Source organism: Candidatus Pelagibacter sp. uisw_098, assembly GCF_059512505.1.
Genome location: NZ_CM183454.1, coordinates 610,629 through 624,876, shown reverse-complemented (window position 1 = coordinate 624,876; position 14,248 = coordinate 610,629). Strand labels below are relative to the sequence as shown.

The 14,248-nt window shown below is 28.4% G+C and carries 18 protein-coding genes and 1 riboswitch; of the genes, 9 read left to right on the top strand and 9 right to left on the bottom strand.

Annotated elements, in window-relative coordinates:
• Positions 1–18 precede the first annotated feature (18 nt).
• Genes AC5YF9_RS03400 through AC5YF9_RS03385 form a run of 4 tightly spaced genes read left to right on the top strand, consistent with a single transcriptional unit; the run spans position 19 to position 3,308 of the window.
• Complete coding sequence (locus AC5YF9_RS03400) at positions 19–888, top strand: glycosyltransferase family 2 protein (protein WP_415304777.1); 870 nt, start codon at positions 19–21, stop codon at positions 886–888.
• Positions 885–1,796, top strand: a complete 912-nt coding sequence (locus AC5YF9_RS03395) for an alpha-1,2-fucosyltransferase (protein WP_496169948.1) — start codon at positions 885–887, stop codon at positions 1,794–1,796. Before AC5YF9_RS03400 ends, AC5YF9_RS03395 begins: the two co-directional genes overlap by 4 nt.
• Positions 1,793–2,017 (top strand): hypothetical protein, encoded by a 225-nt coding sequence (locus tag AC5YF9_RS03390; protein WP_415304774.1) that lies wholly within the window; start codon positions 1,793–1,795, stop codon positions 2,015–2,017. The genes AC5YF9_RS03395 and AC5YF9_RS03390 overlap by 4 nt, the downstream gene beginning before the upstream one ends.
• Complete coding sequence (locus AC5YF9_RS03385; protein ID WP_415304772.1) at positions 2,010–3,308, top strand: MBL fold metallo-hydrolase; 1,299 nt, start codon at positions 2,010–2,012, stop codon at positions 3,306–3,308. Before AC5YF9_RS03390 ends, AC5YF9_RS03385 begins: the two co-directional genes overlap by 8 nt.
• A gap of 2 nt (positions 3,309–3,310) precedes the next feature.
• On the opposite strand, the gene AC5YF9_RS03380 is transcribed toward AC5YF9_RS03385, so the two are convergent.
• Positions 3,311–4,267, bottom strand: a complete 957-nt coding sequence (locus AC5YF9_RS03380) for a site-specific integrase (protein WP_415304770.1) — start codon at positions 4,265–4,267, stop codon at positions 3,311–3,313.
• Between the two features lie 81 nt (positions 4,268–4,348).
• On the opposite strand from AC5YF9_RS03380, the gene AC5YF9_RS03375 reads away from it, so the two are divergent.
• Genes AC5YF9_RS03375 through AC5YF9_RS03365 form a run of 3 tightly spaced genes read left to right on the top strand, consistent with a single transcriptional unit; the run spans position 4,349 to position 5,518 of the window.
• On the top strand, positions 4,349–4,789 hold the full coding sequence (locus AC5YF9_RS03375) for a hypothetical protein (protein ID WP_415304768.1): 441 nt from the start codon (positions 4,349–4,351) through the stop codon (positions 4,787–4,789).
• A 32-nt stretch (positions 4,790–4,821) separates the two neighbouring features.
• Positions 4,822–5,259 carry a GNAT family N-acetyltransferase gene (locus AC5YF9_RS03370; protein ID WP_415304766.1) on the top strand — a complete coding sequence of 146 codons (438 nt, stop codon included), beginning with the start codon at positions 4,822–4,824 and terminating at the stop codon, positions 5,257–5,259.
• Positions 5,240–5,518, top strand: a complete 279-nt coding sequence (locus tag AC5YF9_RS03365) for a methylated-DNA--[protein]-cysteine S-methyltransferase (RefSeq protein ID WP_415304912.1) — start codon at positions 5,240–5,242, stop codon at positions 5,516–5,518. Before AC5YF9_RS03370 ends, AC5YF9_RS03365 begins: the two co-directional genes overlap by 20 nt.
• Before the next feature lie 589 nt (positions 5,519–6,107).
• Here the strand turns inward: AC5YF9_RS03365 and AC5YF9_RS03360 are convergent.
• The 7 genes from AC5YF9_RS03360 to rplM are packed head-to-tail and all read right to left on the bottom strand — an operon-like array spanning position 6,108 to position 11,359.
• Positions 6,108–6,956, bottom strand: coding sequence for a DMT family transporter (locus tag AC5YF9_RS03360; protein WP_415304764.1), 849 nt, complete (start codon positions 6,954–6,956; stop codon positions 6,108–6,110).
• 17 nt (positions 6,957–6,973) lie between these two features.
• Positions 6,974–7,876 carry an AEC family transporter gene (locus AC5YF9_RS03355; RefSeq protein WP_415304762.1) on the bottom strand — a complete coding sequence of 301 codons (903 nt, stop codon included), beginning with the start codon at positions 7,874–7,876 and terminating at the stop codon, positions 6,974–6,976.
• Positions 7,876–9,168, bottom strand: coding sequence for a homoserine dehydrogenase (locus AC5YF9_RS03350; protein WP_415304760.1), 1,293 nt, complete (start codon positions 9,166–9,168; stop codon positions 7,876–7,878). Before AC5YF9_RS03350 ends, AC5YF9_RS03355 begins: the two co-directional genes overlap by 1 nt.
• Positions 9,169–9,393, bottom strand: a complete 225-nt coding sequence (locus AC5YF9_RS03345) for a hypothetical protein (RefSeq protein WP_415304758.1) — start codon at positions 9,391–9,393, stop codon at positions 9,169–9,171.
• Positions 9,390–10,412 carry an N-acetyl-gamma-glutamyl-phosphate reductase gene (gene argC / locus AC5YF9_RS03340; RefSeq protein WP_415304757.1) on the bottom strand — a complete coding sequence of 341 codons (1,023 nt, stop codon included), beginning with the start codon at positions 10,410–10,412 and terminating at the stop codon, positions 9,390–9,392. Before argC ends, AC5YF9_RS03345 begins: the two co-directional genes overlap by 4 nt.
• Positions 10,413–10,446: 34 nt before the next feature.
• Positions 10,447–10,896: a 30S ribosomal protein S9 gene (gene rpsI, locus AC5YF9_RS03335; RefSeq protein WP_415304755.1), complete on the bottom strand. Its 450-nt coding sequence runs from the start codon at positions 10,894–10,896 to the stop codon at positions 10,447–10,449.
• 1 nt (position 10,897) lies between these two features.
• Positions 10,898–11,359: a 50S ribosomal protein L13 gene (rplM, locus tag AC5YF9_RS03330; RefSeq protein WP_415304753.1), complete on the bottom strand. Its 462-nt coding sequence runs from the start codon at positions 11,357–11,359 to the stop codon at positions 10,898–10,900.
• A 139-nt stretch (positions 11,360–11,498) separates the two neighbouring features.
• A riboswitch (SAM riboswitch) is annotated at positions 11,499–11,566 on the top strand.
• A 4-nt stretch (positions 11,567–11,570) separates the two neighbouring features.
• On the opposite strand from rplM, the gene AC5YF9_RS03325 reads away from it, so the two are divergent.
• The gene (locus AC5YF9_RS03325) at positions 11,571–12,911 is read left to right on the top strand and encodes an O-acetylhomoserine aminocarboxypropyltransferase/cysteine synthase family protein (protein ID WP_415304751.1); all 1,341 of its coding nucleotides are present in this window, start codon (positions 11,571–11,573) and stop codon (positions 12,909–12,911) included.
• Here the strand turns inward: AC5YF9_RS03325 and AC5YF9_RS03320 are convergent.
• Positions 12,895–13,875, bottom strand: coding sequence for a COX15/CtaA family protein (locus AC5YF9_RS03320; RefSeq protein WP_496169947.1), 981 nt, complete (start codon positions 13,873–13,875; stop codon positions 12,895–12,897). The two genes, AC5YF9_RS03325 and AC5YF9_RS03320, sit on opposite strands and share 17 nt — an antisense overlap.
• Before the next feature lie 81 nt (positions 13,876–13,956).
• Between AC5YF9_RS03320 and AC5YF9_RS03315 the strand changes: the two genes are divergently transcribed.
• Positions 13,957–14,247 (top strand): chorismate mutase, encoded by a 291-nt coding sequence (locus AC5YF9_RS03315; RefSeq protein WP_415304747.1) that lies wholly within the window; start codon positions 13,957–13,959, stop codon positions 14,245–14,247.
• Position 14,248 lies beyond the last annotated feature (1 nt).

Below are 14,248 nucleotides of genomic sequence, written 5' to 3'. Positions count from 1 at the left end.
TAATAATACATATATTTTATGTTAGGAAAATCTACAATTATAATACCGACAATTGATAATTCTGATTATCTTCAGTTGTGCATAAATTCAATTAAAAAAAATTCTTTTTTTCATCATGAAATAATAGTTCATTTAAATGGAATTGATATCAGAAGTGAACAATATTTAATTAATTCAAAAATCACTTATACCAAAACAAATACAAATGTTGGATTGTGTAGTGGTGTAAATATAGCAGCAAAAAAAGCCACTACAAATTATATAGTATATTCACATGATGATATGTATTATTTACCTAAATGGGACTATTATCTATTTGAAGAAATTAAAATTTTACCTAACAACCTATTTTACCTCTCAGGAACTCAAATAAGCCATTACCCTAAAAACAAAGATATGATTAATCACATCTTTTTTGATGTTGGAAAAAATATAAATGATTTTGATGAAAGTGTTCTTTTATCCAATTTTGGAAAACTAAATTTTTATGATTTACAAGGTAGTCATTGGGCACCACATATAATTCATAAAGATGTATGGGAAAGAGTAGGGGGATTTAGTGAGGAATTCGATCCGGGATTTGGATCGGACCCAGATTTAAACATGAAGCTATGGAAAGTAGGTGTGAGAATTTTTAAAGGTGTAAATAAATCAAGAGTTTACCATTTTGGATCTTTAACTACTAGAAAAAATAAAAATATTCATCGAAACAATGGACGCTTAACATTTCTGCTTAAATGGAAAATGACAATGGATTATTTCATAAAATTTTATTTAAAAAGAGGAAATAAATATGAAAGACCTTTACAGGAGCATAATTTAAATTTAAGTAATATTATTCCTTATTTTTTCAGTAAAATTAAATACAACATTAAAAAATATTTATGAAAAACAAACTAATTGTTAGAATTGCTGAGGGTTTAGGTAATCAAATGTTTATGTATGCGAACGCTTTTAATCTATCAAAGGAAATTAAATATGAATTATTTATTGATGATGAGAGTGGATATTTTAAAAAAAAAGATATTAAATCTTATCAATTAAATAATTTCAATGTTTCATCAAATATAGTTAATGATAAATACAAATTTAATACATCTCTTAAAAACATAAGAAGAAAATTTTTGATTAAATATGATAAATTACCAGGTAAAAACAAATTTATTATCGAAGATAAATTTGAAAAAAAAACTAAATTTGAAGCAATTAATACTGAAAATTTATCAAAAATAGTTTATTTAGAAGGGAATTATGAGTCTGAAAAATATTTTAATTTAAATAGAGAGCTTTTATTAAAAGAATTTGAAATTAACAATACTGATATGCTTATAAATAATAAATACCATAATTTTATTATGCAAAATAAAGACAGGATTATTTCAGTCTGTGTTAGAACTAATAGATATTCAGAAAGAATAAATAATCATAATAGCAATATTGCTAAATCTAAATCAGATAAGTTTACAATGGATAACATTGAGTATATTTATAGGGCTATAAAAGATTTTCCAAAAAAGATTAAAAACCCGATTTTTTTATTGTGGAGCAATGATTTTAAAGGGCTAAGTGAGTATTTTGATAATAAAAAATTTATATTTATTGACAACGAAAAAAATAAAACTGTTTTAGACTTCTATTTGCTTACACTATGTAATAATTTTATTGTTGGTCCTACTTCCTTTCATTGGTGGGGTTCTTGGTTATCAAAAGATAAAGATAAAACCTGTGTAAGACCTAAAAACATCAATCAATCATCCAATATAAACTTTTGGCCAGAAAGTTGGTTTAACTTATGAGTAGAGATTTAAAATCACTTACAAACTCTATTAATTACGAAAATTTTGATAGACCATTTTACAAGAAATCAAAATTTGATGGACTAGTTAAGAATATTAATTTTTTTCAAAATTGCACAGTAATTAAAAAAGGTGAATCAAAAAAATACTTTTATAAAGATAAACATAAATTTTATTTTCTAGATAAAGTGAAAAAATTTCTATCTAAATTCTATGATTGAGTTTAACTTTATAAATCATTCTTCATTTTCAATAAAAAAAGATAATACTAGATTAACAGTAGATCCGTGGATTGAAGGATCGGTTTTTAATAACTCTTGGAAACTACTTGTAAAAACACCTACAGTTTCAGTGGATATTGTTAAAAATTCTGACTATGTTTGGTTTAGTCATGAGCATCCAGACCATTTTAATCCACCTAATTTAAAAATATTTGATAATAACGCAAAATTTATTTTTCAAAAAACTAAAGATAAAAGAGTCGTAAATTTTCTTAGTAAAATATCTAATAATGTCATTGAAGCTTCATCAAATCATTCAATTAAATTAGCTGATAATTTTTTTATTAAAGTATTTCCATTTCAGGATATAGACTCATTTTGTTTAATTACTATCAATAACAAAAAAATTTTGAATCTTAATGATTGCGATATTAAGAGTGAACACGAATTAAATGAGATTAAAAACAAAGTGGGAGATGTAGATATTCTTTTTGGTCAGTTTAGTTATGCCATAGGAAAGTCTAATAGATCTGAAAAAAATAATCGCATGTCTTTATCTAAAGATATTTTGGACAATTTAAGCCATGTTATTTCAGTACTTAAACCTAATTTTTTTGTACCATTTGCAAGTTTCTGCTATTTTTCACATTTAGAAAATTTTTATTTAAACGATTCTATTAATAAAATTGACCATACTATAAATTATCTGTCTCAAAAAAATCCTAATACTAAATTATTAACATTTTACCCTGGTGATAAATGGGATTTAACAAGTAAAAAAGATAATATTCTATCAATCACAAAATATCTTAATGATTATACGAAAATTGTTCCTGAAGAATCTTCAAGTAAAATAACCAATTATGAAACCCTTATTCAAATAGCAGATGCTTTTATAAAAAAAACTAAGCAAAATAATAGCATGTTTTTTTTATATAATTTTTTTAAATATAAAGATTATAATATTATATTTAATATCCATGATCTAAATATCTATTTAAAATTTGACTATCTTAATGGACTTAGAAAAATAAATGATTTTAACAAAAATCACCCTCATTGTGAATTATCATCAGACTCTTTATTTCAATTATTTAATAGTGGTTATGGATATGACGCATTAATGATTGGTGGAAGGTTTGAGGCGAACAATTCTGGACAAAAATCTTTAGAAATGATTTTTAAATTCCAAACTAAAAATTATCAAAACCATTTTTATAATTTTAGTAACGTTATTCCTAAACTTTGGAGAAAACTCTCTAAATTTTCTAGGGTTAATCCCGTCAGATAGATTTAAATTTTAATCTTATTAAGCGCATTATTTTTAAATAAATTTGCTTCTTTAATGTACTTTCTTACCATTTCTGTAGATTTGTGGCCTGTCATAGCCATAATGCTTCGCTCTTCTACACCCGATTCAGCTGCAGAGGTTGCAAACCCGGATCTTAAGCTATGACCAGAATAGTTTTTGCTATCTATACCTGACAAATTTAAATATTCTTTAATAAGCAAGGCTACTGTTTGGTCTGTTAATCTGTTTTCTGATAACTTTGAGCCTTTAATAAATCTTCTAAAAACAGGTCCTGAGTTTATTTTTGATAATTCTATCCATTTTTTTAATGATACAACAGGGCAATATTGAGAGCTGTCAAAGTAGGGTAGTGCTTTTGTAAAACCCTCACCAAATTGATCAGTTTTAGATCTCTTAATAGTGATTTTTAATCCTTCTGGAACAAAATCTAGGTCATCGTAGTCTAATGAAACTATCTCATTTCTTCGAAATCCACCTGAAAAACCGATTAGGATTATGGATCTATCTCTAAATATCTTAATTTCTTCCTTATCTTGATGATCTATTACATTAATTATTTGCTTTAAACTTTTGATTAATAGTGGTTTTTTACTTTTTTGAACGCTACCTTTTCTTCTTTTTATTCCCATAATGTTTTCAATAATTGAAGGATGTTTAGTATCTAAATAATGGCCTTTTAATTTATGAATGACACTTATTGATACCAATCTGCGTTTTAAAGTACTCATTTTAGCTTCTTTTGTTGATAAATGAGTTAAATATAAAGAAACTACCTTTGGTTCAGATGGTAGAGACTTAAATCCATTCTGAGCACAGAACAATTCGAAATCGTTAAAATCTGACTTATAAGCTCTTACAGTATTATTAGCCTTAGAACTTTTTAGGTTTAATAATGTTTCTTCTTGTAATGCTTTTATGTCTGTTATTATATTATTCATATATTTTACTATTGATAATCATTAATTATCGTTAGTAATATATTAGATGATTTATAATGTCAATAACAATAATCTATCCTAATGATAATTAAAGTTTCAAAATACATCAAAAAAAAAATCAACCAATCCGAGCTAAAAAAAATATTTAAAATAGCGAATACAATTGAAGATTACCTCAATCAAAAGGAAGTAAATCAAAGAATTCAAAAATCCAATGTTAAAGGCACTGATAGCCAGGTTATTCAAAAAATAATAGAAGAAATAGCTATTCCTTTAGGCTTCAAAGACGAAAAAAAGGGGTTATTTATGAAATATAAAGATTCAGGACTTAGACCTGATTTCTATAAGAAAATAGGCTTAAAAGGCATTTTAATGGAGGTTGAAAGAGGTAAAACTACCACGAATCACATTGAAGTAAGTCATACAAAATATATATATAAAAGTGTTTGTAAAAAAATGGAAAACTTTTTTTATGAGGAAAATTACCTTAACATTGATAGTGCAAGGGTATTTAGTTATTAATTTCAATGACTTAAAATAATAAATTAAACTAAATGATTAGAAAATTAGAGCAAAAAGACAAGGAAAATTGGGCTAAATTATACAATGGTTATGCCGATTTCTACAAAGTCCCAATGAATACTGGGGTTTTAGACACTCTTTGGGGATGGATTCATGATCAAAGCCACGATGTTAATGGACTTTGCTTTGAATTAGAGGGTAAAATCGTTGCTATTGCTCATTATAGAACAATGCCAAGACCAATTAAGGGTAAATATATTGGGTTTTTAGACGATTTGTTCGTAGAGCCAGATTTTAGAGGTCAAAAAATAGCTCAAAAGCTGATTAGTCACTTAAAATCACTATCTAAAGCCAATAATTGGACTGGAATTCGTTGGATCACCCACTCTAGCAATCAAAATGCCAAGAAATTATATGATAAAATAGCCAATAACACAGGTTTTGAGCTCTATGAAATTAAAGGGAACTAAGTTTCAGCTAAAAGTGTGGCATTACTTGAAGAAAATACCTAAAGGTAAAGTTAAGACCTACTTAGAAGTTGCTAAAGCTATTGGAAAACCTAAGGCATTCAGGGCTGTTGCCAATGCAGTGGGTAAAAACCCTTATCCACCTAAAATACCCTGTCATCGGGTGATCAGATCAGATGGAAGCCTCGGCGGATACTCTGGAAAAGGTGGAATAAAGGAAAAAATTCGATTATTGAGATCTGAAAAGGTCTACGTAAAATAAGATTTTTTACCTAATAAATTCCCTATAAGCATTGCTATTAAATACTTTTTTTTTATTTATCCATATTTTAGACTAATTGGTACAATGCATCCTTCAGTTGTACTGCATATGGGCTTTTGCTTAAAATAAGGTCCTCTATGGACGTTTAAAGGGCATATTCTCATACTGCATTGCTCTACTTGTCAACAATAGCAACGTTTCTAAAGAGGCTAAAAAAGACCATTTTAAATGGTTTTTTTGACCCCTATTCTACCTTCAAATATTAAATTAAATTCAAAAAATAAGCTGTAATATAAAATAACTATTTAAAACCAATACTTATTTAAGATTTATAATAATTAATCATTCATTAATAAACGTTTAATTTGATAAATTGATTTTCTATTCTTTTTAATACCTTAAATTATTTGATTTTCTAGCTTGAGATCATCTATTTAGTAAATTTACTTGACATATAATTTTACTTATAATATAAAAAATTATTATCTATTGATATATTTTTACTTATAATAAAATTTAATAATTACAGTGATTTAATTAGTAATATTAATGTATTATATTAAGTATTAGTAAATAATTAACACATAAATTATGATAATTTAATATAACTTTCTCTTCTAGAGATGTAGATTCCACTTATTACTATAATAAACAACCCTAAGAATGTCCAATTGTCAGGAAAATCGCTGAAGAAATAATAACCTATAACAATGTTTGTTATGATCTCGAAATAGCTAAATGGGGCTAATTTAGAAGCATCAGCATATTTAAGTGATAATATAAGAAATAAGTGGCCAATGCAGGCAAAAACGCCTATAGAGGCCATCATAGACCACTGTGAAGGGCTAGGGTTAACCCATACAAAGGGCATTAAACCTGATACAGCAACCAATCCAACCAATCCAGTTAATAATAAGGTTAATAAAGGGTTGTCTGAGGTGCTTAATTTACGAGTAATTATTAAATAAAAGCCGTACATCACACCAGTTCCTAGTGCTGCAAAACTAGCCAAGTTAAGCTCTACAAAACCAGGTCTTATAACCACTAAAGACCCTATAAAACCGATAATTACAGCCGTCCACCTTCGAACACCCACCTTCTCGCCTAATAAAATTGGAGAAAAAGCTGTAACGATTAATGGGGCAACAAATGCTAATGTCAAAGCTTTAGCTAAAGAGATAACAGATATCGCATAGAAGAAACATATGTTTGCACAAAGCAATATAAGCCCTCTTATTAACTGCAATTTAGGCTTATCTGTCCAAACAAGTTGCTTTCTATAAAATAAGAACATTATTGGAAGTGTGAATACTACTGTAAAAAAATACCTAGCCCATGTGATCTGTAAAACTGGCATATCAGCACTTAAATATTTAGCAAAGCCATCCATAATTGGAAGCATTACCCACGCTAAAAGGTTAAATGTGATGGCTTTCATAAGCCAATAGATACAGTTTAATTAAAGTACTTTAAAGCAAAGAATACGACTACAGGAATAGTAGCAAAAGACATTATTGTAGAAACGACAATTGTACTTGCAACGCTATCTACAATCTTTTTTGGCGAATAAATTGATGCTAAAAGATAATTTAAAACAGCACTAGGCATCGAACACTGAATAAGCAAAACACCAGCAGCAAAACCAGAAAGATTAAAATATTTTATTATTGAAAGGCCAATTATCGGGCCAAGAATTACCCTCCCTATCGATGAGATAAATGCTTTTTTAAATGAAAAAACTTTAAAACGAGTAAGAGCAATTCCTAAAGACATTAATATTAGAAAAATTGTAGCATACATTAGTAGAAAAGTTGTATTTTCTATAAAGACGGGAAGCTCTATTTTGAAATACAAAAAAATTACTGAAATTATGATTGCATAAAAGGGAGGGTTTTTTAGGATCACACTTAAATCAAATTTTCTATCCGCAAGAAAAATACCTAATGTAAAATGGCATAGAATTATTAAAGCTGAAATAGCAGCGGCAACACCTAGACCTTGAGATCCATAAGCAAACAAGCATATAGGTAATCCCATATTTCCAGTATTGGGCATAATAAAAGGTGGAAGCTCACGAACAATATCTTTAGTTTTTAAGAAGAATAAAAAAACAACCCCAATAATTGTAAAGGCTGCAATTGCAATCAGATAGTACCAAAAATAATCTTTAAATATCTCAAAAGAGAGACTAGTTGACGTTAATGCATATATAATCATTGCGGGTGTTCCAATATTCGCAGCAAAAGTAGTTATGAAAGTAGTGTCAATTTTAGGATTATTTTTACCTAAATAATAACCAATACCAACTACAAAAAAGACAGGAAATAAAACCTCAAAAAGTTTTAAATATATATCCATTAATTGTAGATTCTAATCAGCGTAGGATATTTAAGGATATTTTTATCTTTTTTGAAAATAGAAAGACAATTCTTAGAATTAAGTTCATTAGTTTTATGTGTAATAATAACAATAGTGGCTTTGTTATTTTTTTTGTCAGGAGTTTGAATTAATCTTTTTACTGAAATTTTATACTTAGCTAATCTGTTAGTGATTGTTGATAGAACACCAGGTTTATCTTTAACTTCAAATCTCAAATATAGAGAATTCACATAATTATCAACATTATAACATTTGATAGATTGACGTTTATTACTTGGAATACCAAAGGGTTTTTTAATATTGCCTCTTAAAATTGAGAGCAAATCTGATAATAATGATGAAGAAGTAGGTCCGGGTCCTGCTCCCTCACCTTGTAATATACTTTCACCCACTGGTTTTCCTTCAAGAATAACTGCATTCATAACTCCACCAACATTACCAATGTAAGAATTTTTATTAACTAAACACGGATGAACTGTTTCAAAAAGCTGATTGTTAATAAGTTCAGAAATACCTAGCAACTTAATACGTAAATTTAATTGATTGGCTATCTCTATGTCTTTCAATTCAATTTTTTCAATACCCTCCATTAAGCATTTGTGTTTTGAAATTTTAGCATTAAATGCAAGAGCAGATAAAATTCTTACTTTTGCGAAAGCATCGAAACCATTTAAGTCTAATTTTGGATTTCCTGGTTCAGCATAGCCTAATTTTTGAGCTTTCTTTAATACATTGGCAAAATTATCACTAGAGTTTTCCATTTCTGAAAGAATGTAGTTAGATGTACCATTTAAAATTCCATAAACTTTAGAAATTTTGTTGGTTGCAAGACCTTCTTTGATAGTTCTTAATATTGGAATTCCCCCAGCAACTGATGCTTCAAATTCTAAGTTAACCTGATTATCCTCAGCTAATTTTGCCAAGTAGTCACCATGTTTTGAGATAAGTGCCTTATTAGGAGTAATTACATGTATCTTGTTTTTTAAGGCAGTTTCAACAACCTTTTTTGATATGCCATCAGATAAGCCAATAGCTTCAAATAAAATATCTACTTTAGTTTTATTAAAAATTTCTAGTGGATTTTTGTAAAAAATTTTTTTATTAATCTTAAACCTTCTTTTTTTAACAATACTTCTTGCTGAAACAGCAATAACATTAATTTTTTTTCCAGTTTTAAGCTCAATATCTTTTTTTTTAGTATTAAGTTCATTTAACAAATAAATACCAACTTGACCTAAACCTACTACAGCAATGTTTATTATATTTTTCATTTAATTATTGATGTCAGGGTAGTCTGCCTTATCAGAATAATCTTTAAGGAAAATATTAAATTCCTCAAATGTCATTGTTTTAAAATCAGAAGTTTTTTGTAATATTGTAGATAATTTTTTATTTTCTATAGACTTTTTTAAAGGATCTTCGTTCCAATAAACCGATTTTTTATCTAAAGAGCAAGCTGATAAGATCAGAATTAGCAATAGTAGAAAATATTTCATTTTAATCCTTTTTTTTCATTAAAACCATATTTAATATTCATATTTTGTATAGCTTGACCAGCGCCACCTTTAATTAAATTATCAATAGCAGATAAAATAATAACTCTATTTTTATACTTAGTTTTACAAATTGCTATAGAGCAATTATTTGTGTTAATAACGTCATTTGTACTTATCAAAGAATTTGTTTTGAAAATTTTAACGAATTTACTTTTGGAATATTCAGCATTTAAGGTTTTTTCTAATTTATTAATGTTTACACCTTTATTGAGATCTAGATAAATTGTACTTAATATTCCTCTGAACATAGGCGTTAGATGAGGAGTGAAAGTAAAAGAAAATTTATTTTTAGTATAATTGTCAATTTCTTGTTGAATTTCAGAGTTGTGTCTATGGAAACCAACTCCATAAGCGCTTAAAGACTCATAAAGGTTTTTATCTTTATATTTATTATGAACTCCTCTACCCGCTCCAGAATATCCAGATTTAGAATCTATAATTACGTTATCTGTTTTTATTAAGTTTTTTTTAACTAGGGGAATAAGAGGTAAAAGTATTGATGTTGGGTAGCACCCTGGGCATCCAATAATATTGAATTTTTTCACTTTGTCTTTATTAATTTCTGGTAATGAATAAATTGACTTTTTAATATTTTTAACAGCTTTATGTTTTTGTTTGTACCATTTTAAATAATCAGATGCTTTATTAAGTCTGAAATCAGCAGCTAAATCAATTAACACATTGTGCTTTAGTAAATCATTTGAAATATCTTGCGCTTCTCCGTTGGGTAGTGCCGTGAAAATCAAATCTATATTCTTTAAGAAAGATTTATTGTATTTAACTATTTTTGGTAATTTTTTTAAACTTAATGATTTCTCATAACTAGAGATTTTTTTCCCAACCGATGAGTTTCCACAAAGATATTTTATCTTAACATCACTGTGTTTAACTAATAATTTAATTAGTTGAACACCAATATAACCAGTTGATCCAGCAACTAAAACATTAAGCTTAGGCATTTTTTTATTATAGCAGTTTAGAGTTAAAAAAGAATTATCTTTTCGAGAATTGGAAGCTTCTTCTAGCTTTTCTACGACCAGGTTTTTTTCTCTCAACAGATCTAGAGTCTCTGGTATTCAGTTTTTCAGTCTTAAGAATTGCTCTATTCTCCGAATCAAATAAAATTAGGGCTTTAGCAATACCATGAACCATTGCACCTGCTTGACCTGTGTGCCCACCACCTGCAACACTACATCTAACATCATAGTCAGTTGCTTGGTTGATAATTTCAAATGGTCTTGTAATTTGCATTTTATGACTGCCACTAGTGAAATAATCATCCATAGTTCTGCCATTTACATAAATTTTACCAGTACCTTTTTTTACCCAAATTTTTGCAATAGATTTTTTTCTTCTACCCGTTGCATACTTGCTATCTTTAAAATCAAGTTTTATTTTAGGTTTTTTTGGAGCAACTTTAGTTGGTACGACTGCTGTTTCCATATTAATTTCTTATTAAATTTTTACTGTTTAATTTACCTAAGTCTAAAAGTTTAGGGTTTTGTGCTGCATGAGGATGATCTTCACCAGCATAAATTTTTACTTTAGTTAATTGTTTTCTGCCTAGTACTCCACCAGGCAACATTCTTTTAACTGCTAATTTTAATGATTCACCAGGTTTATTTTTTTCTAGTAATTTTTCAGGAGTTATTTCTTTAATTCCTCCAGGGTGACCAGTGTGTCTATAATATTTTTTATCTTTAAATTTTTTTCCAGTGAATTTTGCTTTTTCAACATTCTTAACCACAACAAAATCACCATCATCCATATGTGGTGTAAAAGTAGTTTTATTTTTTCCTCTAACAATCATTGCTATTATAGATGCCAGTCTACCAACTACAGCATTTTTTGCATCTATTTCAAACCAGTTGCTAGTTAATTCACTTTGTTTTAGAAATTTTGTCATTGTGCGAGGATTAATACTATTATTAGATATAAAGTCAATTTTATATTTAGCTTGTAATAGCTCTTATTAATGCTATTTTAATCAAGCCGATTTGTTCCTATTGCAGGCTAATATATGCTAAAAAGGATTTTTTACCCACATTATCGGTAGGTGCATTTGAACTGTATTGTACACCTTGCATTTAGCAGAAGTACTAAAAAGGAGAATCAAGATGAGCACAAAAAGACAAAACCCTGAGACTATAGCCATACATGGTGGTGATTATAGAAGTGATCCAACAACAAAAGCTGTAGCTGTTCCAATTTATAGAACAACATCTTATTTGTTTGATAATACCGAGCATGCTGCAAACTTATTTGCATTGAAAGAGTTCGGAAATATCTACACAAGGATCATGAATCCAACTAATGATGCACTTGAAAAAAGACTTGCTGCATTGGAGGGAGGGTTAGCTAGCTTAACAGTATCATCAGGACAAACAGCTTCAACATTTTCAATTTTGAATGTTGCTCAAGCTGGAGATAACATTGTTAGTTCAACCGACCTTTACGGTGGAACTGTTTCTTTATTTACTCACACTTTAAGTAAGCTTGGAATTGAAGTTAGATATGCAGACCCTGCTGATCCTAAAAACTTTGAAAAAGCCATAGATGATAAAACTAGAGCATTTTATGGAGAAACTTTACCGAATCCGTACTTAAGAGTTTTTCCTATTAAAGAAGTATCTGACATAGGTAGAAAATATAACATACCACTAATAATGGATAATACGGCCTCTCCCGTTCTATGTAAGCCCTTAGAGCACGGTGCTGCTATAGTTGTTTATTCACTTACTAAATATATAGGTGGACATGGTACAGTTGTAGGTGGAGCTTTAATCGATGGTGGTAATTTTGATTGGACAGCAGATCCTAAAAGGCAGCCACTATTTAATGAACCTGATGCAAGTTATGGTGGTGCGGTATGGGGTAAAGTAGTACCCGAGTTAACTGGTGCGAACGTTTCTTTTGCAGTTAGAGCTAGGGTTGTCTTATTAAGAGATTTGGGTGCAGCATTATCTCCCGATAATGCATTTGGATTAATCCAAGGACTTGAAACTGTAGCTTTAAGAATGAAACAACATTGCTCAAATGCTGAAAAAGTTGTCGATTATTTAGTTAAACATACGGAAGTTTCCAGAGTTATTTATCCAAATCAATACAAAGGTGAAATTGGAAATAGAGCTAAAAAATACTTAAGCGGTGGAAATGGTGCTTTAATTGGTATCGAGTTAAAGGGCGGTATTGAAGCTGGTAAAAAATTTATAGAAGCTTTAAAAATGTTTTATCATGTAGCAAATATTGGTGATGCTAGAAGTCTAGCAATACATCCCGCAACAACAACACACAGTCAATTAAATGAAGAAGAACTTTTAGCTTCAGGTGTAACACCAGGATATGTAAGACTGTGTATTGGTCTTGAGCATATTGACGACATTATTGAAGATTTAGAACAAGCTCTAAAGAGAACAGATAATGTTGAAGACATTAATAAAACTAAAGCTGTTGGTTAGAGTTTTTATATAAAATTGCAAGATAAGTAGTTAATACAAAAATTGAACCTAACTGGTGTAGTGATGCATATTTAATCTCTACACCAGATAGTAAAGTTATAATTCCCAAAAAAATCTGAACCAATATCGCAATATCAAATAGTATAATATTTTTAGTTCCATAATTATTTTTTATATAGAGATAATTTAAAATAATAATAAAAAATAAAAGTAAATAAGCTGTAACTCTATGTAGAAATTGAACAATTGATGGGTTGTTAAATAATTGAGTATTAATTACATCGTTATAACCAACGTCATTTGGGAAAAAGCTGCCATTCATATCAGGCCACGAATTATAGATTAGACCCCCATCTAAACCCGATAAAAAAGCACCCAATACAATCTGTAAAACTATCAACTTGAGTATGAATAATAAAAGTAAATTTGGAATTCTTTTATGAAATTTTTTAGTTTTAAAAATGTCTAAAATATACCAGAAAATTAAACATAGGATGAATAAAGCTAAAGATAAATGAATGCTAAGTCTAAAGTGACTAACGTCATTATTTTCAATTAATCCACTAGAGACCATATACCAACCTATGAATCCTTGAAGGCACACAAGAAAAAATATCAAATAATATTTATTGGAATAATGTTGGGTATTTTTAAAATATAGACTAAAGAAAAGTAAAGGTACCAATGTAAAAAGTCCAACAAATCTTGCTAATAATCTATGAGCATATTCCCAATAGAAAATTATTTTAAACTCATCTAAAGACATGCCGTAATTAATATTTTCATATTCAGGTATTTTTTTGTACTCTGAAAAATAAAAATTCCATTCATTAATATTCAAAGGAGGAAGTATTCCAGTAAAGAGCTCCCAAGCTGTGATTGATAAACCTGAATCAGTTAACCTAGTAAGTCCACCAACTGCTACCATGAGAATAATTAATGAAAATAAAGTTATTAACCACAATTTTAAATATTTTATATAGTTGTCGCTATTTACAAACATAAATTATACTTATAATAATTATCTTAATAACCAATTGAATAAATGTCGCCTACTAATAAAATAAAACTAAATCAGATAAGAATAAAGCTTGATAGACTTGATAATGATTTACTTAAATTAATCAAAAAAAGATCATCACTAGTTAATCAAGTATTAAAAGTAAAAATACATAAGAAAGAAATAATTGATCAAAAAAGGATCAATTTTATCCTTAAAAAGATTAAAAAAAAATCAATACAAACTAACATAGACCCAAAAATTACAAATAGAATATGGAAAAATATGATTTGGTCTTTTATTGATTATGAAAAAAGAAATTTTAGAAAAAAGTAAT